Origin of the sequence: Pseudomonas sp. NPDC087626, from assembly GCF_044743405.1 — a bacterium.
GTDB lineage: Bacteria > Pseudomonadota > Gammaproteobacteria > Pseudomonadales > Pseudomonadaceae > Aquipseudomonas.
In genome coordinates this window covers 1-20747 of sequence record NZ_JBIUWJ010000029.1, presented here as the reverse complement: position 1 = coordinate 20747, position 20747 = coordinate 1, and the positions used below count along the sequence as shown (strand labels likewise).

The window sequence follows — 20747 nt, the reverse complement described above, 5'->3', positions numbered from 1 at the left end:
GCTGTCGAGCCTGCGAGGCTGCGTTCGGCTGCGAAGCAGACGCCAAGGAGCCACATTAGCCCAGCGAGGACTTCGTCCTCGAACGCAGCCTCGCGGGCTCGGCAGCTGCTAGAGAGTTCCTTGGCGTACGGCGTCGACGCGCACTTGCAGCGGCTGGGGATCCTTGCCGTCCAGTTGCACGGCGTGATGTTCGGTGGTGATGAACAGCAGCTTGCCGTCGTTTTCGATCCGCGCGCTCACCGAGTAGCGGTGGCCAGGTTCAACTTGCAGGGGATCGTAGCCGAGGTGGAACTTCAGGGGGACCTGGCCTTGAACCGGACCTTTGTGTTCGTCGATCACCCGGGCCGGTGCATCGGCGAGGGACACGTCCTGCAGGCTGACACTCAAGGTCGCAGTCGGCGGCAAAGCGATGCGTTGCAGGTAGAAGACCTCCCCGTCCAGGGACGCCTTGGGCTCGGAGGAGGGTGTCTGGCAAGCGGTAAGCAGGGCTGCGGCGGCGAGCAGGGTGAGTTTTTTCATCACGGATCTCCGTAGCGAGGGCTCCAGTATCAGACTGGCGCCCTGATTCATTTAGACAGTCGGTGGCGTTTCAGGTTGATCGGCGGCGTCTTCACTGCGATGCAGCGCGACCTGGCGGATCGACAGGCGAATTTCCGCCGGTAATACACGTTTGGCCACGCCTTCGGCCAACTCCCCCAGCAACTCGTGATGGCTGAGCTTGCCGGCTTCGTCGCGCCGCAGCACGTCGAGGTCGAGCAGGGTCTGGATGAAGTGGCGGAACAGGCTCTTGTCGAAGAACTCGGGAGCGTTGAGGCCGTGCAGGATCGACAGGCGCTGGGCCATGACTGTGCACAGGTCCTCCAGTTCTTCGGCGCTGAGGGTGTTCTGGCCGCTGTTGAGCAGCAGCGAGATGGCCATGTAGAAACGCTGCAGGGTCTGGGCGATGCTCTTGGACAGCAGGGTCAGCAACACGAAATGTCGCGAGCTGGGGGCCGGCCGCAGGTACACATCGTTTTCCAGGCGCAGCAGGCCTTGCTCGACAAAGGCTTCCAGCCATTGGTCGATTACCGCGTCCAGTTCGTCCAGCGACCAGCGAATGAACAACTCCGATTGCAGGTACGGGTACAGCGCGCGGGTATAGCGCAGGATCTGTTCGCGGTTCATCCGCGAGGCGCTCTGGAAGAAGCTGGCGAGCAATGCCGGCAGGGCGAAGATGTGCAGCACGTTGTTGCGGTAGTAGGTCATCAGGACGGCGTTTTGCTCATCCAGATAGAGAATCTTGCCCAGTGCATCGCTTTGTTCGGACAGCAGGTCCATGTCCTTGACGTGTTCGATCAGCGCGCGGCCGTCGCCTTCGGGCAAGGTGGTGTGCGGCGAGTAAGGTACACGGCGCAGCAGCGCCAAATAGAGGTCGAGCACCCGCGCCATGGCCCGGTCGTCCAGCGCCAGGCGGCTGGTGGAGAGTAATGCCAGGGCCACCAGGTTGACCGGGTTGATCGCCGCCGCCTCGTTGAGGTGACGCGCTACACGCTCGCCCAGGCGGTTGGTGGTTTCGTTGAGCCAGGCGGGCTTGAACTGCGGGCCCAGGTCCTGGCTGCGCCAGTCCGGTTGCTCGCTGTCGAGAAACTCGGCCAGTTTGATCGGCTCGCCGAAGTTCACCGCGACCTGGCCGAAGCGCTGCTTGAGTGCGCCGATGACTTTGAAGATATCGAAGATCGACTCTTTCTTCTTGCTCGCACCGCGCAATTCACCCAGGTAGGTACGGCCTTCCAGCACCCGTTCGTAGCCGATATAGACCGGCACGAAGACGATGGGCATGCGCGACGAACGCAGGAAGCTGCGCAGGGTGATGGCCAGCATCCCGGTCTTGGGTTGCAGCATGCGCCCGGTGCGCGAGCGGCCGCCCTCGACGAAGTACTCCACCGGGAAGCCCTTGGTGAACAGGGTGTGCAGGTATTCGTTGAACACCGAGGTATAGAGCGGGTTGCCCTTGAAGGTGCGACGCATGAAAAACGCCCCGCCACGCCGCAGCAGACCACCGATCACCGGCATGTTGAGGTTGATCCCGGCGGCGATGTGCGGCGGGGTCAGGCCGTTGCGAAACAACAGGTAGGACAGCAGCAGGTAGTCGATATGGCTACGGTGGCACGGCACGTAGATTACTTCGTGACCCTGGGCGACCTTCTGCACACCCTCGATGTGGTTGACCTTGATGCCGTCGTAGATCTTGTTCCAGAACCAGCTCAGCACCACTTCCAGAAAGCGGATCGCGGTGTAGGTGTAGTCCGAGGCGATCTCGTTGCCGTACCGCAGGGCCTGGGCCTTGGCTTTTTCCGGCGAAATGTTCTCGCGCTCGGCTTCGTCGAGGATCGCCTGCTTGACCAGCGGCTGGTTGAGCAGGCCCTTGACCAGGTTGCGGCGGTGGGAAATGTCCGGGCCGATCACCGCGGCCTTGAGGTTGCGAAAATGCACCCGCAGGATGCGCTGGGCCATGCGCACGGTGCGTTCGTGGCCCTTGTTGTGGTCGATCAGTTCGCGCAAGTGAATCGGTGCGGAGAACTGCACCCGGGTCTTGCGTCCCAGGATCATGATACTCAGCAGGCGACGCAGGCGGCCGGTGACGGCCCAGCTGTCGGCGAACAGCAGCTTCCATGGGCTCGATTCGCTGTCTGGCGACTGGCCCCAGAACACGCTGACCGGAATGATCTGCGCGTCTTCGACGGCGTTCTGGCTCAGGGCGCTGACCAGGCGAGTCAGGGTCGGCGGTGCGCCGCGTTTGTCCTGGCGGCCGAGCCAATCCGGCTCCGGTGTCAGGTAGAAGAACGCGGCCGGCTCCAGCAGGCTGCCCACCGATACCGGCAGCACCGGACGCGGCAGACCGGCCTTGGTGCACTCGGTATCGAGCACGGCGAGGTCGGTCAGTGAGGGGTTTTGCAGGACGTAGAACACCGGGCGACTGCGGTCGAGGTTGAGGGTAAAGGACGACTGGTTGATCGTCTCCGAGCGGACCCAGAGGTACAACAGTCGGCGCAAGGTGCCAAACACTAGACGGCGGAGCGGGGAGCGGGTCATACGGCTTCTGCTTTGAGTTGGATAAACCGAGCAAGCGCTCGGGGCCGCTAGTGTGCCGTATTCGTCGAAAATCGGCAAAAAGGTGGCGAAGTATTGTTGAGTTGAGAGTTTTTGCGGCTGGCATATACTCGGCCAGCCGTTTGCCACTATCGACCCGGATGTTTACCGATCATCGAGTCCTGGCAAACGTACTACAGGCTTGTCCATGAACAAGCCGACTTAATAATAAAAATGGGAGTACTGATTGATGGCAACGCGCGAGACCGGCAACGTGAAGTGGTTCAACGACGCCAAGGGTTATGGCTTCATCCAGCGTGAGGGGGGAGCCGATGTGTTCGTGCACTACCGTGCGATCCGTGGCGAAGGCCACCGCTCGCTGGTCGAGGGCCAGCAGGTGGAATACGCCGTGGTGGACGGGCAGAAGGGGTTGCAGGCTGAGGATGTGGTAGGGCTGTAAGCTCAGGTCCTCAGTACACGCAAGACCAGTGTGGGAGCGGGCTTGCCCGCGAAAGCGGTTTGGCACTCACATCAATGCTGGATGTGCCATCGTCTTCGCGGGCAAGCCCGCTCCCACAGGTTGAGTAGATGTACCCAAAATTTGCGAACACCCAGAACCAATGTAGGAGCTAGCCTGCTAGCGATGGGGCCGGTCCATTCAACATCGATGGTGGCTGACATACCGCCATCGCGGGCAAGCCCACTCCCACAGGTGATTAAGCAGTTTTCCAGGTGATCTCTTCTTCACCGTCAGCGCTGATGCGCATCCAGCGATCAGCCGATTCCTCACCTTCTTCCTCGACCCAGGTCCCCGGCGCGCAGCGTACTTCGACGTTCAGCGCGGCAAACGCGGCGCGGGCGCAGGCGATGTCGTCGTCCCATGGGGTCTGGTCGCTTTCCAGGTACAGGCTGTTCCACTTGCCCACGGCTTTTGGCAGCCAGGTAACGGGCACGTTGCCGGCCTTGCACTTATAGGTCTGGCCTTTCTGCACCCAGTCGGTGCAAGGGCCCAGCGCAGCGCCGAGCCAGGCAGCGATGGCCTTGTAGTCGACGTCGGCGTCTTTGAGGTAAATCTCGATATCGGGTTGGCGCATGGATGTTCCTCACGGCAAGTTTCGAAAAATCCATTCGCGGATTTAGCCGGCCCACGCCATTGGCGGGGGCCAAAAGTTAAAGGGTTATTGCAGTACGAAGTAATCGTAGCGCATCGACACACTGACCTCGAACGGCTCGGCCTGTTCGATCACGGCCGCCCGGCGTTCGGCGCTGGCGCGCCAGCCGTGGGGGGTCATGGCCAACAGGTTGGCACGATCCTGGGGGTGTACCAGGTTCAGTTTGAAGTCCAGGGTCTCGCTGTGTTGCAGGGTCATGCCTTGCGGCACCAGCGCCAGGTGCTTGTCATCGGTGTACTCACGGACTTCGTCGTACAGGCGCTCACGCAATTCCATCAGGTGACCGCTGGTCGGGCCGACTTTCATCAGGCCGCCGCCAGGGCTGAGCAGGCGCTTGGCCTCCTGCCAGTCGAGCGGGCTGAAGACGCTGGCCAGGAACTGGCAGCTGGCGTCGGCCAACGGCACCCGGGCCATGCTGGCGATCAACCAGGTCAGCTGTGGATTGCGCTTGCAGGCGCGCTTCACCGCTTCGCGGGAGATATCCAGGGCATAGCCATCGGCGGTAGGCAGGGCTGCGGCGATCTGCGCGGTGTAGTAACCCTCGCCACAGCCGATATCCAGCCAGCGTTGGGGCGCGCGTTCGGCGGCCAGTTCAGCCAGGCGCTTGGCCACCGGGGCGTAATGCCCGGCGTTGAGGAAGTCGCGTCGGGCTTCGACCATGGCCTGGTTATCACCGGGGTCACGGCTGTTCTTGTGCTGTACCGGCAGCAAGTTCAGGTAGCCCTGGCGGGCGCGGTCGAAACGGTGCCCGGCCGGGCACGTCACACCGTTGTCGAGCGCGCTCAGCGGCGCGCTGCAGATAGGGCAGGCGAGCATCAGGCGAGCAACTTGATCAGGGTCTGGTAGTAGATTTCGGTCAGCACGTCGAGATCGCTGGCGAGGACCCGCTCGTTGACCTGGTGGATCGTCGCGTTGACCGGGCCGAGCTCGACCACCTGGGTGCCCATGGTGGCGATAAAACGCCCGTCCGACGTGCCGCCGCTGGTGGATGCGTGGGTGTCGCGACCGGTGATGTCCTTGATGCTCGAGGCAACGGCATCCAGCAAAGCGCCGGGCTCGGTGAGGAACGGCAGGCCGGACAGGGCCCAGTCGATGTGCCAGTCCAGGCCGTGCTTGTCGAGGATCACGGCGACCCGCTGTTGCAGGCCTTCAACGGTGGACTCAGTGGAGAAGCGGAAGTTGAACACCGCCACCAGGTCGCCGGGGATCACGTTGGTCGCGCCGGTGCCGGAATTGACGTTGGAAATCTGGAAGCTGGTCGGCGGGAAAAAGTCGTTGCCGTGATCCCAGTGCTCAGCGGCCAGTTCGGCCAGGGCCGGGGCGGCGAGGTGGATCGGGTTCTTCGCCAGGTGCGGATAGGCCACGTGACCTTGCACGCCGCGCACGGTCAGCTTGGCGCCCAGGGAGCCACGGCGACCGTTCTTGACCACGTCACCCACCAGGGTGGTGCTCGATGGCTCGCCAACGATGCACCAGTCCAGACGCTCCTGGCGCGCAGCCAGGCGCTCGACCACCGCCTTGGTGCCGTGGTGTGCCGGGCCTTCTTCGTCGCTGGTGATCAGGAAGGCAACCTTGCCCTTGTGGTTCGGGTAATCGGCGACAAACCGTTCGGCCGCCACGGTCATTGCCGCCAGGCTGCCCTTCATGTCGGCTGCGCCACGCCCGCAGAGCATGCCGTGTTCGTCGATCAACGCGTCGAACGGGTCGATCTGCCAGGCCGCCACCGGACCGGTTGGCACCACGTCGGTGTGACCGGCGAAGCACAGCACCGGACCTTCCTGCTGGCCGTGGGTGGCCCAGAAGTTATCCACATCTTCGATGCGCATCGGCTCCAGTAGAAAACCGGCATCGCCCAGACGCTGCATCATCTGCTTCTGGCAATCGGCATCGATCGGCGTCACCGATGGACGACGAATCAGGTCGATGGCGAGTTGGAGGGTCGGCGAAAGGTCGGCGTGGGCCGTCATGTAGGACTCCGGAAGATCTAAATGTGGGAGCGAGCTTGCTCGCGATAGCGCAACCAGCCTCAACATAGATGTTGAATGTGACGGACTCATCGCGAGCAAGCTCGCCCCCACAGTAATTGTGGTCAGGCTGTGGGCCAGGGCGCGCAAAATGGCGGATATCTTAAAGCAAAACGGCGACCATTGGCCGCCGTTTAGTGCATCGCTACAGATTTAGACCGCTGGTTGGGTTTGCACCTCGGCCGAAGGTTTTGGCAGCGACGACAGGAAGGCCATGATCAGCGCCGCCAGGTACGGCAGCGACTGCACCAGCAGCATGGTCACCCAGAAGCGCATGTCGTTGCTTGGCAAGCCTTGCACCAGGCAGATGCCCAGCGCCGCGCCCCACAACAGCAGCATGATGAACAGCTCTTCACGGGCCTCCGAGATGGCCACCCAGAAGCCGTGGTTGTCGGCATTTTTCGGTGTGCGGAAGAACGGAATGCTGCTGGTGAAGAAACCGTACAGCACCGCCTTGGCGATGGTGTGGGACAGCGCCAGGCCGGCCAGCGCCGCGCAGAATGCATCCTTGAGGTTGACCCCCACCGCACGACGGTAGAGGAAGATGATCTTGCCGACCTTGAAAACGAACAACGCCAGGGGCGGGATCGCGAAAATCAACAGCGGCGGGTCGACCCGGTGCGGCACGATGATCATCGCCGCCGACCACAACAGGGCGCCCACGGTGAAGAAGATGTTCATGCCGTCGGCCACCCACGGCAACCAGCCCGCGAGGAAGTGGTAGCGCTGGCCACGGGTCAGCTCGGTGTCCTTGCCGCGGATCAGGCTGGCGGTGTGGCGCTTGATGATCTGGATCGCGCCGTAGGCCCAGCGGAAACGCTGCTTCTTGAAGTCGATGAAGGTATCGGGCATCAGGCCCTTGCCGTAGCTGTCGTGGTAGTACGCCGCCGACAGGCCTTTCTCGAATACCCGCAAGCCCAGCTCGGCGTCTTCGCAGATGCACCAGTCGGCCCAGCCGAGCTCTTCGAGCACGGTACGGCGGGTCATGGTCATGGTGCCGTGCTGGATGATCGCATCGCGGTCGTTGCGCGTGACCATGCCGATATGGAAGAAGCCCTTGTATTCGGCGTAGCAGAGCTTCTTGAAGGTGCTTTCGTTCTGGTCGCGATAGTCCTGTGGCGACTGCACGATGGCGATTTTCGGATCGGCGAAGTGCGGCACCATGTGTTTGAGCCAGTTGGGGTGCACGCAGTAGTCGGAGTCGATCACCGCGATCACTTCGGCGTCCTTGGCGGTGTGCGGCAGCAGGTAATTCAGCGCGCCACCCTTGAAACCGGCCAGGGGCGCGACGTGGAAGAACTTGAAGCGCGGGCCAAGGGTTGCGCAGTAGTCGCGCACCGGTTCCCAGACCGCCGGGTCCTTGGTGTTGTTGTCGATGATCAGGACTTCAAAGTCCGGGTAATCGAGGTTGGCCAGGGCGTCGAGGGTCTGTTTGACCATTTCCGGCGGCTCGTTGTAGCAGGGCACGTGAATCGACACTTTGGGGCGGTAGTTCGAATCACCCAGGACCGGCAGGAACTCGCGCCGGCGCTTGTGAATCCACACCGCCTCGGCCAGTTCATGGGCCTCGGTGAGCAACACGATAAACACCCCCAGGGCACCGAGCGCGAGCAGGAAGCCCACCGTCAGGCTGAACCAGGTGCTGTATTGCTGGCTGTAGTCGTAGCCGATCCACACCAGCACCGAACCGCAAAGGAACGCGATGAAGGTCAGGAAGGTCCGGCCACGCTGGCGCAGGGCCGAGCCGTCGATCATCAACAGGGTCAGGGACAGCAGCGCCAGGACCACGGAGCCGATGGCGAGTACCCGCCATTGGGGGATCGCGACGACCGGGCCTTCAAAGTTGAACTTCTGCTGGCGCGCAGCGTTGAACACGCCCCAATAGGCGCCTACCGAGCCTTCATCGCTGGCTTTCCACGGCTGGTCAAAAGCTTCAATCACGAAGTAGTTGAAGCCCTGGCGGTTGAGCTTGTTGACCAGGGTGCGCAGGTAAATCGCCTGGTCAGCGGGAGTGGCATCGGCACCGCCGCGCATGCGACCGTTGCTCGGCCAACCCACTTCGGAGAGCAGCAGGGGTTTTTTCGGGAACATCTTCTTCAGGTCGCGGGCGCGGTCCAGGACGAACTGGCCTGCCTGGTCCACCGGGACGAACTCCCAGTAGGGCAGGACGTGGGCGGCGATCAGGTCGACGTGCTTGGCCAGCATCGGGTTTTCTTCCCAGACGTGCCATTGCTCGGAGGTGGTTACCGGGACTTTGACCGCGGCGCGCACTCGATCGAGGATCACGCTGAGCTGCTCGGCGGTGATTTCCTTGCGGAAAATCGCTTCGTTACCGACCACTACCCGCACCACGCTGCGCGAGGTGTTGGCAATCTCGATGGCGCGCAGGATTTCCCGTTCGTTGCGTTCCAGGTCCGGGCTGATCCAGATGCCGAGGGTCACGCGCAGGCCGAACTCTTCCGCCAGCTTGGGAATGTCACCCAGGGTGCCGTCGACGGAATAGGTGCGGATGTTATCGGTCAGCTTGCTCATGATTTCCAGGTCACGACGCATTTCTTCGTCGGACGGAAACTGGTTTTTCTGCGGGAACTGGCCTTGCTGGAACGGCGAGTAGGAAAAACCGGAGATCTGCTCTGGCCAGTTGGGGGTCGTGACCGGGCGGTTGATCAGCGCCCAGAAACCAGTGAACAGCGCGGCGATTGCCAGCACTACCACCAGGTTGAGTCCAAATTTACGCGATGACATGGCTATTTCGGGTTCCAAAAGGTGCGGAACGAGGGGGGTGGTCGGCTTACCGCCAAAGGGCGCGCATCCTACACTGGGCCTTCACTGACCGTATAGCAGACAGGGAAATGCCGGACATTGGGCAACCTACTTTCACATTAGTTCTTACACTTGTAGCCAGAAGGTGAAAACTTGTCGGCCCGTGGCCCTATAATGCGCGCCGGTTTTTAGGGTAGTGGTCATGAGTACAGAAGATCCGCGGTTTGCTGGCATCGCCCGCTTGTATGGCATTGAAGGCCTGGCCCGCTTGCGCGCGGCCCACGTGGCGATTGTCGGCGTCGGTGGCGTAGGTTCCTGGGCGGCGGAAGCCATAGCCCGTTGTGGGGTGGGTGAGATTTCCCTGTTCGACCTCGACGACGTCTGTGTGAGCAACGCCAATCGGCAATTGCACGCCCTGGACAGCACGGTGGGCAAACCCAAGGTCGAGGTCATGGCGGAGCGCCTGCGCGGGATCAATCCCGAGTGCACCGTGCACGCGGTGGCAGACTTCGTCACCCGCGAGACCATGGCCGAGTACATCACGCCGAATATCGACTGCGTGATCGATTGCATCGACAGCGTCAACGCCAAGGCCGCCCTGATCGCCTGGTGCAAGCGCCGCAAGATCCAGATCATTACCACTGGCGGCGCTGGCGGGCAGATTGACCCGACGCTGATCCAGGTCTGCGACCTGAACCGCACCTTCAATGATCCACTGGCCTCAAAAGTGCGTTCGACCCTGCGTCGCGACTACAACTTTTCCCGCACCGTGACCCGCCACTACAGCGTGCCGTGCGTGTTCTCCACGGAACAACTGCGCTACCCGAAACCCGATGGCAGCATCTGCCTGCAGAAGAGTTTTGTCGGCGACGGCGTCAAGCTCGACTGCGCCGGTGGCTTTGGCGCAGTGATGATGGTGACCGCGACCTTCGGCATGGTCGCGGCGACCAAGGCTGTGGACAAGATCGTCGCGGGAGTGCGACGGCCGGCGGACAAGGTCAAGCCTCAGGCTTAATGGTCGACTCTGATGGCCTTATCGCGAGCAGACGGAGCACCGGCCGGCTCTCTCCCGCAGTGGATCTGTGGCGAATACAAATCCCCTTGTGGGAGCGAGCCTGCTCGCGATGGCGATTAACCCGCCAACTCATTCATCCGCTGCAACACCGCGTTCAAGCCATTGCTGCGGGACGGTGAGAGCTGGCGGCTGAGGCCCAGTTGGTTGAACCAGTCTGGTAAGTCCACCTGTTGCAACTCTTGCGCGGACAAGCCATTGACCCGCGCCAGCAGCAATGCCACCAGCCCGCGAATCAACCGTGCATCGCTGCTCGCGGCAAACTGCCAGTGACCGTCGTGCAGTTCACCCACCAGCCACACCTGGCTTTCACAGCCGTGCACGCGGTTGGTTTCGGATTTGTCGGCTTCATTCAAGGGCGGCAGGCGGTCGCCCCATTGCATCAACAGGCGCGCCCTTTGTTCCCAGCCGGCGGCGGCCTGGAAGGTGTGCAGGGCGTTGACGGCCTCGGCGGGCAGGTTCATCGCAACAGCTCCAGGGCTTGGTCCAGGGCTTCGAAGAAGCGCTCAAGGTCTTCGGAGTCGTTGTACAGCGCCAGCGACACTCGAATGGCCCCGGCCAGCTCGAAGCTCTTGAGCAAAGGCATGGCGCAGTGATGACCGGCGCGCACGGCAATTCCCTGTTCTGTGAGCAGGTGGGCCAGGTCGGCGTTGTGCACGCCCTCGACGACAAAGCTGACCAGTGCCAGTTGGGGTTTGCCGAGTAGCCGGATGCCATTGCGCGCCTGCAGGCCCTTCAACAAGTACTCATGCAGCGCCGCTTCGTGGGCCGACACCGCGTCCTGATCCAGCCCTGCCAGGTAGTCGAGGGTTGCGCCCAGGCCGATCACGCTGGCAATCGGCGGGGTCCCGGCTTCAAAGCCCAGGGGCGCCGGGCGGAACCGTGCGTCGTGGTAGTTGGCGTCCAGCACCATCTCGCCGCCGAACTGCCAGGGGCGCAATTGCTCCAGGGCGGCGTTGCGGCCAAATACCACCCCCAGACCATCGGGCCCGTAGAGTTTGTGGCTGGAAAACACATAGAAGTCGCAGCCCAGCGCCTGCACGTCGTGCCGGCCATGAACCACGCCCTGGGCACCGTCGATCACGGTCAAGGCGTTGTGGGCCTGTGCCAGGGCCAGCAGGGGCGCCAGTGGCTGCCAGGCCCCCAGTACGTTGGACAATTGGCTGACTGCCAGCAACCGGGTGCGGGGCCCGATCAGTGCGCTGGCGGCCTGCAGGTCGATCACGCCGTCGACGTCCAGTGGCAGTACCACCAGTTTCAGCTCGCGACGTTTGGCCAGTTGTTGCCAGGGTAAAAGGTTGGCGTGGTGTTCCAGGGCGCTGATGACAATTTCATCGCCCGCTTGGAAAAGGTGTTCCAGGCCATAGGCCAGGAGGTTCAGCGCAGAGGTCGCGCCGTGGGTGAAGATGATTTGCCCGCTGGTTTGCGCATTGAGCCAATGCGCGACTTTGTTGCGGCTGTCTTCGAACGCTTGCGTGGCATGGGCGCCGGGCAGGTGTTGCGCCCGATGGACGTTGGCCGCGCCGTTGGCGTAGTAGTGCGCCAGCGCGTCGAGCAGGGCTTGGGGTTTCTGGGTGGTGGCGGCGTTGTCCAGATAGGTCTGGTCTTGCCGTTGCAGGGCGGCGATGGCCGGGAAATCGGCGCGCCAGGGTGAGAGGATCAACATGTTATCGGGCCCTGCAGGAGGTACGCCGAACCCCTGTAGGAGCGAGCATGCTCGCGAAAAACGCATGGATGATGCGGGCTGTCTGCTTTCCCGCGTTATCGTTGACGTCCATCGCGAGCATGCTCGCTCCTACACAGGTATTCGAGTGACGCTTAGTTGTGAGCGTGCAGCGCTTCGTTCAGTTCGATGGCCGACTTGTGGGTCTTGCATTCCACGGCGCCGGTCTGCGAATTGCGGCGGAACAGCAGGTCGGACTGACCGGCCAGCTCACGAGCCTTGACCACTTTGACCAGTTGGTTGTTTTCATCCAGCAGGGCCACTTTGGTCCCAGCGGTGACGTACAGGCCCGACTCGACAGTGTTGCGGTCGCCCAACGGAATGCCGATACCAGCGTTGGCGCCGATTAGGCAGCCTTCGCCGACCTTGATCACGATGTTGCCGCCGCCCGACAGGGTGCCCATGGTGGAGCAGCCGCCGCCCAGGTCCGAACCCTTGCCGACGAACACGCCGGCCGACACGCGGCCTTCGATCATGCCCGGGCCTTCGGTGCCGGCGTTGAAGTTGACGAAACCTTCGTGCATCACGGTGGTGCCTTCGCCCACGTAGGCACCCAGGCGGATCCGCGAGGCGTCAGCGATACGCACGCCAGCCGGCACTACGTAGTCGGTCATTTTCGGGAACTTGTCCACCGAGAACACTTCCAGCAACTCGCCACGCAGGCGCGCTTCGAGTTGATGTTCAGCCAGTTCGCCGAGGTCGATGGCGCCCTGGCTGGTCCAGGCTACGTTAGGCAACAGCGGGAAGATCCCGGCCAGGTTCAGGCCGTGCGGCTTGACCAGGCGGTGGGACAGCAGGTGCAGTTTGAGGTAGGCCTCAGGGGTGGAGCTCAGTTGTGCGTCTTCGGCCAGCAGGGTGGCGACCAGCGGCTTGTGGCTTTCCGCCAGGCGGGTCAGCAGGGCGGCCTGGGTGGCATCGATGGCTTTCACGGCTTCGGCCAGTTGCGCGGCCTGGGCGGTAGTGAACGCGATGGCCTGGTTGCCTTCGGTGTAGCCGAGGATCGGGGCAACGGCGGCGATCAATTCGGCCGACGGGTTGAGCAGGGGTTGGGCGTAAAACACTTCCAGCCATGTGCCTTGACGATTCTGGGTACCAACACCAAAGGCCACGCTGAACAGGGTAGTGGACATGCAATTACCTCTAACAAAATTGAACGGGCTGCCTTACTTGAGTGCGGCCGCGTAGATATCTGGCTTGAAGCCAATCAGGGTTCGGTCACCGAGATCGAGCACCGGGCGCTTGATCATCGAGGGTTGTGCGAGCATCAGTTCGATAGCTTTCGCCTGGTCGAGATCGGCTTTGCGTTCGTCGTCGAGTTTGCGAAAGGTCGTGCCTGCACGGTTGAGCACCACTTGCCAGCCGTGCTCGTTGCACCACTGGGTCAGGTGTTCACGGTCGATTCCGGCCGTCTTGTAATCGTGGAAATCAAAGCTGACAGCGTTTTCATCGAGCCAGGTGCGCGCCTTTTTCATGGTGTCGCAGGCTTTGATGCCGAAAAGGTGCAACGTTTTGCTTGAAGCGGTCAAGGAATTGCCCCCCTTTGGAGGTGCTGGAACTAAAAGGTGAAGGATTATGCCATGACCGAGGGGGTTCGGCGTCGGCGACGACGGCCATAAAACGATTGTGCGACAGGTTACCGGGTCAGGTGCGACCTTTGTGCAAAGGTCGAAGGCTAGCTTAAGCGTCTAATATGGCACTTCAACGGCAACTTGTTGCCTGATGTGTGCTGTTGCACGTCGACTGTCCGGGAACTGTTGTTTTATGCAAACCGCTTATACCGTCCTCATCCTGCTGATGCTGGTCAGTGTCTCGCGTCTGGTGGGCCGGGTGATTCCACTGCCGTTGCCGCTGGTGCAGATCGCCGCCGGGGCACTGCTCGCGTGGCCGACACTGGGGCTGCATGTGGCACTCGATCCCGAACTGTTCCTGTTTCTGTTCCTGCCGCCGCTGCTGTTCTCCGATGGCTGGCGCATGCCCAAGCGGGCGCTGTGGAAGTTGCGTGGACCGATCTTGACCCTGGCGGTGGGGCTGGTGTTGTTCACCGTGGTCGGGGCGGGGTACTTCATTCACTGGCTGGTGCCGAGCATTCCATTGCCGGTGGCCTTCGCGCTGGCAGCGGTGTTGTCGCCGACCGATGCCGTGGCAGTCTCGGCAATCTCCCAGAACCGCTTGCCTACGCCCTTGATGCACATGCTGCAGGGTGAGGCCCTGATGAATGATGCCTCGGGCCTGGTGACCTTCAAGTTTGCCCTGGCGGCCGCCATTACCGGAGCGTTCTCCCTGGCCAATGCCAGTCTGACCTTTGTCCTGGTGGCGATTGGCGGGCTGTTGGTGGGCGTGGCCCTGAGTTGGCTGGTCGGCCGTCTGCGGGCCTGGATGATCGCCCGTGGCTGGGACGACCCGGCGACCCACGTGGTGTTCATGTTACTACTGCCGTTTGCCGCCTATGTGCTGGCCGAGCGCCTGGGTGTCTCGGGCATTCTGTCGGCGGTGGCGGCGGGGATGATGCAGAGCTGGCTTGACCTGCTGCCGCGCCAGACCAGTACCCGGCTGCTCAATCGCAGTGTCTGGTCGCTGCTGGAGTTCGCCTTCAATGGCCTGATTTTCCTGCTATTGGGCCTGCAACTGCCGGACATCATCAAGGCCGTGGTCAGTCACGAAAGCACGCTGTGGCCGACCCTGTTTTATCGTTGCCTGGAAGTGCTGGCGATTTTCCTCGCTTTGCTGATGCTGCGCTTTATCTGGGTGCAGAGCATCTGGCGCTTATCGGTGCTGTTGCGGCGCTGGCGTGGCAAGGGCGAGCTGACCGAGGTGCCGACCGCTCGTTCCTGCTGGCTGTTGACGGTGGGTGGCGTGCGCGGGGCGGTGACGCTGGCGGGTGTGATGTCGGTGCCGATGCTGATGGGCGCCGAGGCATTTCCAGAACGCGACCTGCTGATCTTCATTGCTGCCGGGGTGATCCTGTTGTCCCTGGTGACGGCCTGCATCGCCTTGCCGCTGCTGTTGCGCGGCCTGCCGAAGAGTCCGGACGACAAGCGCCGGCAAGAGGTGCGCGACGCCTGGCGCAAGACCGCCGAGGCGGCGATTCATGCCTTGGAGGCCGAGGAGGCCAATCCGCAGGATGCCGCGCAGGCTGCACTGGCTGCCGAGCTCAAGGCGCGGATCATGTCCGAATACCGGCATCAACTGGAGGTGTTCAACGATTCCGCCGAAGCCCAGGCCCTGGCGTTTCAGATGGACTTGCTGGAGCGGCGCCTGCGCTTGAATGCGCTGCGGGCCCAGCGTCTGGAGTTGTACCGGCTCAGTCGTCATCACCAGATCGGTGATGACGTGCTGCGCGAGGTGCTGGCCGACCTCGATTTGAGCGAGGCCAACCTGGGGCCGGTGAAGTGACGCCGGCTTACGGGTGGCGCTGGATAAAGGCGCGAATCCGCTCGGCGGCTTCCACGCATTCGGCCAAGGGCGCAACCAGGGCCAGGCGTACGCGCCCGGCGCCCGGGTTGAAGCCGTCGACTTCGCGAGACAGATAAGAGCCCGGCACTACCGTCACGTGCTCCTCGACATACAGGTCGCGGCAGAAGGCGGCGTCGTCGCCGCCGACGTTCGGCCACAGGTAGAAGCTGCCGTCAGGGCGCTGGACGTCGAGCACCGGGCTGAGGATCGCCAGCACTGCGTCGAACTTCTCGCGGTACAGGGTGCGGTTGGCGCGCACGTGCTCTTCATCGTTCCAGGCGGCAACGCTGGCCAGTTGGGTTTGGACCGGCATGGCGCAGCCGTGGTAGGTGCGATACAGCAAGAAGCCCTTGAGGATCTCGGCATCTCCGGCCACGAAGCCCGAGCGCAGGCCCGGCAGGTTGGAGCGCTTGGACAGGCTGTGGAATACCACGCAGCGCTTGAAGTCCTGGCGGCCCAGTTCCACGCAGGCACTCAGCAGGCCAGGTGGTGGGGTTTGTTCGTCGAAGTACAGTTCGCTGTAGCACTCGTCGGCGGCAATCACGAAGTCGTATTCGTCAGCCAGGGCGATCAGCTTTTTCAGGGTGTCCACCGGGATCAATGCACCGGTCGGGTTGCCTGGCGAGCACAGGAACAGGATCTGGCAGCGTTTCCAGATGTCCGGCGAAACAGCGTCGAAATCCGGGTTGAAGCCGTTCTCGTCCAGGCACGGCAGGTAGTGCGGCTTGGCCCCGGCCAGGAACGCGGCGCCTTCGTAGATCTGGTAGAACGGGTTCGGGCTGACCACCAGCGCGTCATCGCCACGGTTGACCACGGTCTGGGTGAAAGCAAACAGTGCCTCACGGGTGCCATTGACCGGCAATACGTTGCGCGCCGGGTCGAGCCAACCGGCGGGTACGTTGAAGCGCCGCTCGCACCAGCCGGCGATGGCTTCACGCAGCTGCGGGATGCCGAGGGTAGTCGGGTATACCGCCATTTTTTCCAGATTGCTGGCCAGGGCTTCGGCGACGAAGCTTGGCGAGCGGTGTTTCGGCTCGCCGATGGACAGGGCGATCGGGCGCTTGTCAGGGTTGGGCGTGACAGCACCGAGCAGGGCGCGCAGCTTTTCGAACGGGTAGGGCTGGAGCTGGTTCAGGGCGTTGTTCATCGGTGAGTCTCGATGGCGTCATTAAATGAATGCAATCTGTGTAATGCAGCAGATCCAGCGTGGGAGCGGGCTTGCCCGCGATAGCGGTGGATCAGCCACTGTGGGTCTTGAATGTGCCGGCGCCATCGCGGGCAAGCCCGCTCCCACAGGGGGAAGCTGGGAGTCAAATGCTCAGGCGCGACAGCTTGATATCCGGTTCCTGGTTGACGCTCAACTGCTCGACGATTGCATCCTGCAGTCGGCGGCACAGCTCTGGGTCCGAGAGCGGTTGATTGTGGGCGTCGGTAATGAAAAACACGTCTTCCACGCGCTCGCCGAGGGTGGCGATCTTGGCGTTCTGCAGCGACAGGTCGAACTCCAGGAATATCCCGCCGATCCGCGCGAGCAGGCCCGGGCGGTCCGGAGCGCTGAGCTCGAGCACGGTCACGGGGCGGTGGGCGTCGTTGTGGATCGTCACCTGGGGCGCGAAGGCGAAATGCTTGAGCTGGCGCGGCACCCGGCGCTGGATGATAGTCGGGTAGTCGTCCGGGTTGCGTAGCGCGTCGGTCAGGCCGTCGCGGATCTGCTTGACCCGGGCCGGGTTGTCGCCAATCGAGTCGCCATCGGTGTCGAGCACGATATAGGTGTCGAGGGTGAACTGGCTGGTGGAGGTGATGACCCGGGCGTCGTGAATGTTCAGGTTGAGCTGGTCCATCGCGGCCACGGTCACGGCGAAGAAGTCGTGTTGGTCCGGTGCATAGATGAAGATCTGCGTGCCGCCTTCGAACTCGCGCTGGGTGGTCTCCTTGATCAGGACCAGCGGGCCGCCGTCGGCTGGTTGCTGGAGGATCGCGTCACTGTGCCAGGCGACATCGCCGGCGGTGTGGCGCAGGAAGTAGTCGTCGCCCAGTTGCGACCAGAGCTGCTCGACGTCGTCCGGATCGGTGCCGCCGCGAACCAGGATGTCCAGGGCCGCGCTTTGGGTCTGGCGAATCTGCTCCTCGCGGTCTACCGGGTTTTCCAGGCCACGGCGCAAGGCGCGCTTGGTCTCGGTGTAGAGCTGGCGCAACAGGCTGGCGCGCCAGGAGTTCCATAGGGTCGGGTTGGTGGCGTTGATGTCCGCGACGGTCAGTACATACAGGTAGTCGAGGCGGGTCTCGTCGCTGACTGCCTGGGCGAAGTCGTGGATCACCTGCGGGTCGGACAGGTCCTTGCGCTGGGCGGTGGTCGACATTACCAGGTGGTTTTGCACCAGCCAGACGATCAGGCGGCTGTCCCAGGCAGGGAGCTGATGGCGCTGGCAGAAGGCTTCCGCGTCCACCGCGCCGATGTCGGAATGGTCGCCATGCCGGCCTTTGCCGATGTCGTGGTACAGCCCGGCCAGGTAGATCAGCTCCGGCTTGGGCAGCTTGGCCATGAGCTTGCTGGCCAGCGGGAATTTTTCGGACACCTGGGTGTACTGCAGCTTACGCAGGTGTTTGATCAGGTTCAGGGTATGGGCATCGACCGTATAGATGTGGAACAGGTCATGCTGCATCTGCCCGACAATAAAACCGAACTCCGGTAAGTAGCGGCCGAGGATGCCGTAGCGGTTCATCCGCCGCAGGTTGCGGTGGATACCGATCTTGCACTTGAACAGTTCGATAAACAGGCTGGTGTTGCGGATGTCGTTGCGGAAGGTGTCGTCGATCAGGTGCCGGTGTTCGCGCAGCAAGCGAATGGTATCGGCGCGTACGCCCTTGATTTCCGGCTGCTGGGCCATCAGTACGAAGATTTCCAGCATGGCAAACGGCGTGCGCTTGAACACGTTGGTGTTGATGGCCTCGATGTAGCCGTCATGCAGCTGGAAGCGCGAGTTGATCGGCTGCGGCGGCGCTTCGTCGGCCGGGGCGAGGATGATTTCCTCGAAGTGCTGGATGATCAGGTCGCTGAGCTGGGCAATGCTCATGACGACCCGATAGTACTGCTGCATAAAGTTTTCGATGGCGTGCTTGGCGTCTTCACCTTGAAAACCCAGCAGGCCGGCGATCGAACGCTGGTGGTCGAACAGCAGGCGGTCTTCCGAGCGTCCGGCGAGCATGTGCAGGGCGTAGCGGACTTTCCACAGGAACTCCTGGGAGGAGGCCAGCAGGGCGTTCTCGCTCTCCACCAGGAACCCCTCGCCGGCCAGGGCGCGCAGGTTCAGGGTGCCGTACTGGCGGCGGGCTACCCACAAGATCGTCTGGATATCCCGCAGGCCGCCGGGCGAGCCTTTGACGTTGGGTTCCAGGTTGTATTCGGTGTCGTTGTACTTGTGGTGGCGGGCCTTCTGTTCGGCGCGCTTGGCCAGGAAGAACTCCTTGGCCGGCCACATGTGTGCGGTGCTGGTGACCTCGAGCATGCGCTGGCGCAAGTGCTCGGGGCCGGCAATGGTGCGGCTTTCCATGAGGTTGGTGACAACCGTCAGGTCGGCGCGGGCTTCCACTGCGCATTCGTCCACCGAGCGCACGCTCTGGCCTACTTCCAGGCCGATGTCCCACAGCAGGGTCAGGAAGCGTTCGATGGAGTCGCGGAAAACTTCGTGATCGGCGCTGTCCAGCAGGATCAGCAGGTCGATATCGGAATAGGGGTGCAGCTCGCCCCGGCCGTAGCCGCCGACCGCGACCAGCGCGATGTCGGCGTCTTCGCTCCAGTCGAACTGGTCCCAGGCCTTTTGCAGGATGTTGTCGACGAACCAGGCACGATCCTCGATCAGCCGGCGAATGTCCCGGCCACTGCGAAAGCGCGTATCCAGCACCTCGCGAGCCTGGCGGATGGCCTTCTTGAAAGCCGCAATCGGGCTTGCCTTCAGGGCCAGTTCAGCCTGGAACTGGCCGCGGTCGAAGAGTTCGGGATCCACCTGCGGCATCGATTGGCTTTCCTTTCTATAAGGCTGGGAACGGCAGGTCAGGCAGAAACGCGAGGGATGGTGTCATCGCTGCGCAAGGTGAAGATTTCGTAGCCGGTCTCGGTCACCAGCAGGGTGTGTTCCCACTGGGCCGAGAGCTTGCGGTCCTTGGTGATGGCGGTCCAGCCATCGCCCAGGACCTTGGTGTCGGCCTTGCCCTGGTTGATCATCGGCTCGATGGTGAAGGTCATGCCGGCTTGCAGTTCCATGCCGGTACCGGCACGGCCGTAGTGCAGGATTTGTGGCTCTTCGTGGAACACCTTGCCGATGCCGTGGCCGCAGAACTCGCGCACGACCGAGAAACCGTTCTTTTCAGCGTGCTTCTGGATCACTTCGCCGATATCGCCCAGGCGGCAGCCGGGTTTGACGATCTCGATGGCTTTGTACATGCATTCCTGGGTGACCTGGGACAGGCGCTCGGCCCAGACCGGCACGCTGCCGACGTGGAACATGCGGCTGGTGTCGCCGTGGTAGCCGTCCTTGATCACCGTGACGTCGATGTTCAGGGTGTCGCCGTCTTTCAGGGCTTTCTCGTTCGGGATGCCGTGGCAGACCACATGGTTGATCGAGGTGCAGATCGACTTCGGGAAGCCTTTGTAGTTGAGCGGGGCAGGGATGGCCTGCTGCTCGTTGACGATGTAGTCGTGGCAGATGCGGTCGAGCTCTTCAGTGGTGATCCCGGGCTTGACGTGTTCGGCAATCATTTCCAGCACATCGGCGGCGAGTTTGCCGGCGATACGCATTTTGGCGATGTCCTCTGGGGTTTTGAGGGTGACGGTCATACAGGCTCTCTCTACGCTCAGTGGCGCTTGCTATACGGAATGGGCTCTGCGTGATGCGGTGCGCAGGCCTGAAAAAGGCGATTCTAACAGACGATCACGGCAAATCCGTGGCGGCATGCATCGCTTCTCTCTATAGAATGGCGCATTCTGGAGCGATTCCAAGGGCTGGAACACCTGCGCTGGCCCGGTTTTGAGAAACCGGGTTCCGTTTTCAGCCTTGCTGTGGTATAAAATGCGCCGCTTTCCGGGGATGCCCCGAAAGGCTTAAATCCACACACGTGTCGACACGATGACCTGGGTGCCTTCAGCTGAAGCTGCTGGTTGGTCATTGGGATACGTGGAGGCCAAACCCGACTTATTAAGGAACTATCATGTCCCAAGTCAACATGCGCGATATGCTGAAGGCCGGTGTGCACTTCGGTCACCAGACCCGTTACTGGAACCCGAAAATGGGTAAATACATTTTCGGCGCGCGTAACAAGATCCACATCATCAACCTTGAAAAAACCCTGCCAATGTTCAACGAAGCTCTGACTTTCGTAGAGCGTCTGGCCCAGGGCAAAAACCACAGTCTGTTCGTCGGCACCAAGCGTTCCGCTGGCAAGATCGTTGCTGAAGAAGCAGCACGTTGCGGTAC

At 62.2% G+C, this 20747-nt stretch carries 17 protein-coding genes; 4 read left to right on the top strand and 13 right to left on the bottom strand.

Annotated features, from left to right (window positions below; genetic code table 11):
• Positions 1 to 108: 108 nt before the first annotated feature.
• Both ACIOVD_RS21350 and plsB read right to left on the bottom strand, forming a co-directional pair.
• Positions 109 to 519, bottom strand: a complete 411-nt coding sequence (locus ACIOVD_RS21350) for a YbaY family lipoprotein (protein WP_401130079.1) — start codon at positions 517 to 519, stop codon at positions 109 to 111.
• Positions 520 to 570: 51 nt separating this feature from the next.
• Positions 571 to 3072 (bottom strand): glycerol-3-phosphate 1-O-acyltransferase PlsB, encoded by a 2502-nt coding sequence (plsB, locus tag ACIOVD_RS21345; RefSeq protein ID WP_159994023.1) that lies wholly within the window; start codon positions 3070 to 3072, stop codon positions 571 to 573.
• A 247-nt stretch (positions 3073 to 3319) separates the two neighbouring features.
• On the opposite strand from plsB, the gene ACIOVD_RS21340 reads away from it, so the two are divergent.
• Positions 3320 to 3529: a cold-shock protein gene (locus tag ACIOVD_RS21340; RefSeq protein WP_095166762.1), complete on the top strand. Its 210-nt coding sequence runs from the start codon at positions 3320 to 3322 to the stop codon at positions 3527 to 3529.
• 256 nt (positions 3530 to 3785) lie between these two features.
• Here ACIOVD_RS21340 and ACIOVD_RS21335 read toward each other — a convergent pair whose 3' ends face one another.
• The 4 genes from ACIOVD_RS21335 to ACIOVD_RS21320 all read right to left on the bottom strand — a co-directional run bounded on the left by ACIOVD_RS21335 (position 3786) and on the right by ACIOVD_RS21320 (position 9010).
• On the bottom strand, positions 3786 to 4163 hold the full coding sequence (locus tag ACIOVD_RS21335; protein ID WP_065932867.1) for a hypothetical protein: 378 nt from the start codon (positions 4161 to 4163) through the stop codon (positions 3786 to 3788).
• A gap of 84 nt (positions 4164 to 4247) precedes the next feature.
• A complete protein-coding gene (locus ACIOVD_RS21330; protein WP_159994025.1) occupies positions 4248 to 5057 on the bottom strand; it encodes a putative RNA methyltransferase in 810 nt (269 codons plus the stop codon).
• Entirely contained in the window at positions 5057 to 6208 is a 1152-nt protein-coding gene (gene dapE, locus ACIOVD_RS21325; RefSeq protein ID WP_095166765.1) for a succinyl-diaminopimelate desuccinylase, read from the bottom strand. The genes ACIOVD_RS21330 and dapE overlap by 1 nt, the downstream gene beginning before the upstream one ends.
• Positions 6209 to 6418: 210 nt before the next feature.
• The gene (locus ACIOVD_RS21320; protein ID WP_401130075.1) at positions 6419 to 9010 is read right to left on the bottom strand and encodes a glycosyltransferase; all 2592 of its coding nucleotides are present in this window, start codon (positions 9008 to 9010) and stop codon (positions 6419 to 6421) included.
• 220 nt (positions 9011 to 9230) lie between these two features.
• Between ACIOVD_RS21320 and tcdA the strand changes: the two genes are divergently transcribed.
• Entirely contained in the window at positions 9231 to 10043 is an 813-nt protein-coding gene (gene tcdA / locus ACIOVD_RS21315; protein ID WP_371917577.1) for a tRNA cyclic N6-threonylcarbamoyladenosine(37) synthase TcdA, read from the top strand.
• A gap of 116 nt (positions 10044 to 10159) precedes the next feature.
• On the opposite strand, the gene ACIOVD_RS21310 is transcribed toward tcdA, so the two are convergent.
• From ACIOVD_RS21310 to ACIOVD_RS21295, 4 genes are all read right to left on the bottom strand, one after another.
• Complete coding sequence (locus tag ACIOVD_RS21310) at positions 10160 to 10564, bottom strand: SufE family protein (RefSeq protein ID WP_095166772.1); 405 nt, start codon at positions 10562 to 10564, stop codon at positions 10160 to 10162.
• On the bottom strand, positions 10561 to 11766 hold the full coding sequence (locus tag ACIOVD_RS21305; protein ID WP_401130072.1) for an aminotransferase class V-fold PLP-dependent enzyme: 1206 nt from the start codon (positions 11764 to 11766) through the stop codon (positions 10561 to 10563). Before ACIOVD_RS21305 ends, ACIOVD_RS21310 begins: the two co-directional genes overlap by 4 nt.
• A 152-nt stretch (positions 11767 to 11918) precedes the next feature.
• Positions 11919 to 12953, bottom strand: coding sequence for a 2,3,4,5-tetrahydropyridine-2,6-dicarboxylate N-succinyltransferase (gene dapD / locus ACIOVD_RS21300; RefSeq protein ID WP_095166776.1), 1035 nt, complete (start codon positions 12951 to 12953; stop codon positions 11919 to 11921).
• Between the two features lie 33 nt (positions 12954 to 12986).
• A complete protein-coding gene (locus ACIOVD_RS21295; RefSeq protein ID WP_232534623.1) occupies positions 12987 to 13295 on the bottom strand; it encodes an arsenate reductase in 309 nt (102 codons plus the stop codon).
• A 289-nt stretch (positions 13296 to 13584) separates the two neighbouring features.
• Here ACIOVD_RS21295 and ACIOVD_RS21290 point away from each other — a divergent pair, with 289 nt between their 5' ends.
• Positions 13585 to 15216 carry a Na+/H+ antiporter gene (locus ACIOVD_RS21290; protein ID WP_095166779.1) on the top strand — a complete coding sequence of 544 codons (1632 nt, stop codon included), beginning with the start codon at positions 13585 to 13587 and terminating at the stop codon, positions 15214 to 15216.
• 7 nt (positions 15217 to 15223) lie between these two features.
• Here the strand turns inward: ACIOVD_RS21290 and dapC are convergent, their stop codons facing one another.
• The 3 genes from dapC to map all read right to left on the bottom strand — a co-directional run bounded on the left by dapC (position 15224) and on the right by map (position 20110).
• A complete protein-coding gene (gene dapC, locus ACIOVD_RS21285) occupies positions 15224 to 16423 on the bottom strand; it encodes a succinyldiaminopimelate transaminase (RefSeq protein WP_095166781.1) in 1200 nt (399 codons plus the stop codon).
• Positions 16424 to 16586: 163 nt separating this feature from the next.
• The gene (locus tag ACIOVD_RS21280) at positions 16587 to 19289 is read right to left on the bottom strand and encodes a [protein-PII] uridylyltransferase (RefSeq protein WP_095166783.1); all 2703 of its coding nucleotides are present in this window, start codon (positions 19287 to 19289) and stop codon (positions 16587 to 16589) included.
• Positions 19290 to 19327: 38 nt separating this feature from the next.
• Positions 19328 to 20110, bottom strand: a complete 783-nt coding sequence (map, locus tag ACIOVD_RS21275; protein WP_095166785.1) for a type I methionyl aminopeptidase — start codon at positions 20108 to 20110, stop codon at positions 19328 to 19330.
• A gap of 371 nt (positions 20111 to 20481) precedes the next feature.
• On the opposite strand from map, the gene rpsB reads away from it, so the two are divergent.
• A partial coding sequence (rpsB, locus tag ACIOVD_RS21270; RefSeq protein WP_401130068.1) for a 30S ribosomal protein S2 occupies positions 20482 to 20747 on the top strand: 266 nt, incomplete at its 3' end.

Coding starts and splice junctions, on each gene's coding strand:
- ACIOVD_RS21350 (WP_401130079.1), bottom strand. CDS start 519: ATGAAAAAACTCACCCTGCTCGCCGCCGCAGCCCTGCTTACCGCTTGC.
- plsB (WP_159994023.1), bottom strand. CDS start 3,072: ATGACCCGCTCCCCGCTCCGCCGTCTAGTGTTTGGCACCTTGCGCCGA.
- ACIOVD_RS21340 (WP_095166762.1), top strand. CDS start 3,320: ATGGCAACGCGCGAGACCGGCAACGTGAAGTGGTTCAACGACGCCAAG.
- ACIOVD_RS21335 (WP_065932867.1), bottom strand. CDS start 4,163: ATGCGCCAACCCGATATCGAGATTTACCTCAAAGACGCCGACGTCGAC.
- ACIOVD_RS21330 (WP_159994025.1), bottom strand. CDS start 5,057: ATGCTCGCCTGCCCTATCTGCAGCGCGCCGCTGAGCGCGCTCGACAAC.
- dapE (WP_095166765.1), bottom strand. CDS start 6,208: ATGACGGCCCACGCCGACCTTTCGCCGACCCTCCAACTCGCCATCGAC.
- ACIOVD_RS21320 (WP_401130075.1), bottom strand. CDS start 9,010: ATGTCATCGCGTAAATTTGGACTCAACCTGGTGGTAGTGCTGGCAATC.
- tcdA (WP_371917577.1), top strand. CDS start 9,231: ATGAGTACAGAAGATCCGCGGTTTGCTGGCATCGCCCGCTTGTATGGC.
- ACIOVD_RS21310 (WP_095166772.1), bottom strand. CDS start 10,564: ATGAACCTGCCCGCCGAGGCCGTCAACGCCCTGCACACCTTCCAGGCC.
- ACIOVD_RS21305 (WP_401130072.1), bottom strand. CDS start 11,766: ATGTTGATCCTCTCACCCTGGCGCGCCGATTTCCCGGCCATCGCCGCC.
- dapD (WP_095166776.1), bottom strand. CDS start 12,953: ATGTCCACTACCCTGTTCAGCGTGGCCTTTGGTGTTGGTACCCAGAAT.
- ACIOVD_RS21295 (WP_232534623.1), bottom strand. CDS start 13,295: ATGAAAAAGGCGCGCACCTGGCTCGATGAAAACGCTGTCAGCTTTGAT.
- ACIOVD_RS21290 (WP_095166779.1), top strand. CDS start 13,585: ATGCAAACCGCTTATACCGTCCTCATCCTGCTGATGCTGGTCAGTGTC.
- dapC (WP_095166781.1), bottom strand. CDS start 16,423: ATGAACAACGCCCTGAACCAGCTCCAGCCCTACCCGTTCGAAAAGCTG.
- ACIOVD_RS21280 (WP_095166783.1), bottom strand. CDS start 19,289: ATGCCGCAGGTGGATCCCGAACTCTTCGACCGCGGCCAGTTCCAGGCT.
- map (WP_095166785.1), bottom strand. CDS start 20,110: ATGACCGTCACCCTCAAAACCCCAGAGGACATCGCCAAAATGCGTATC.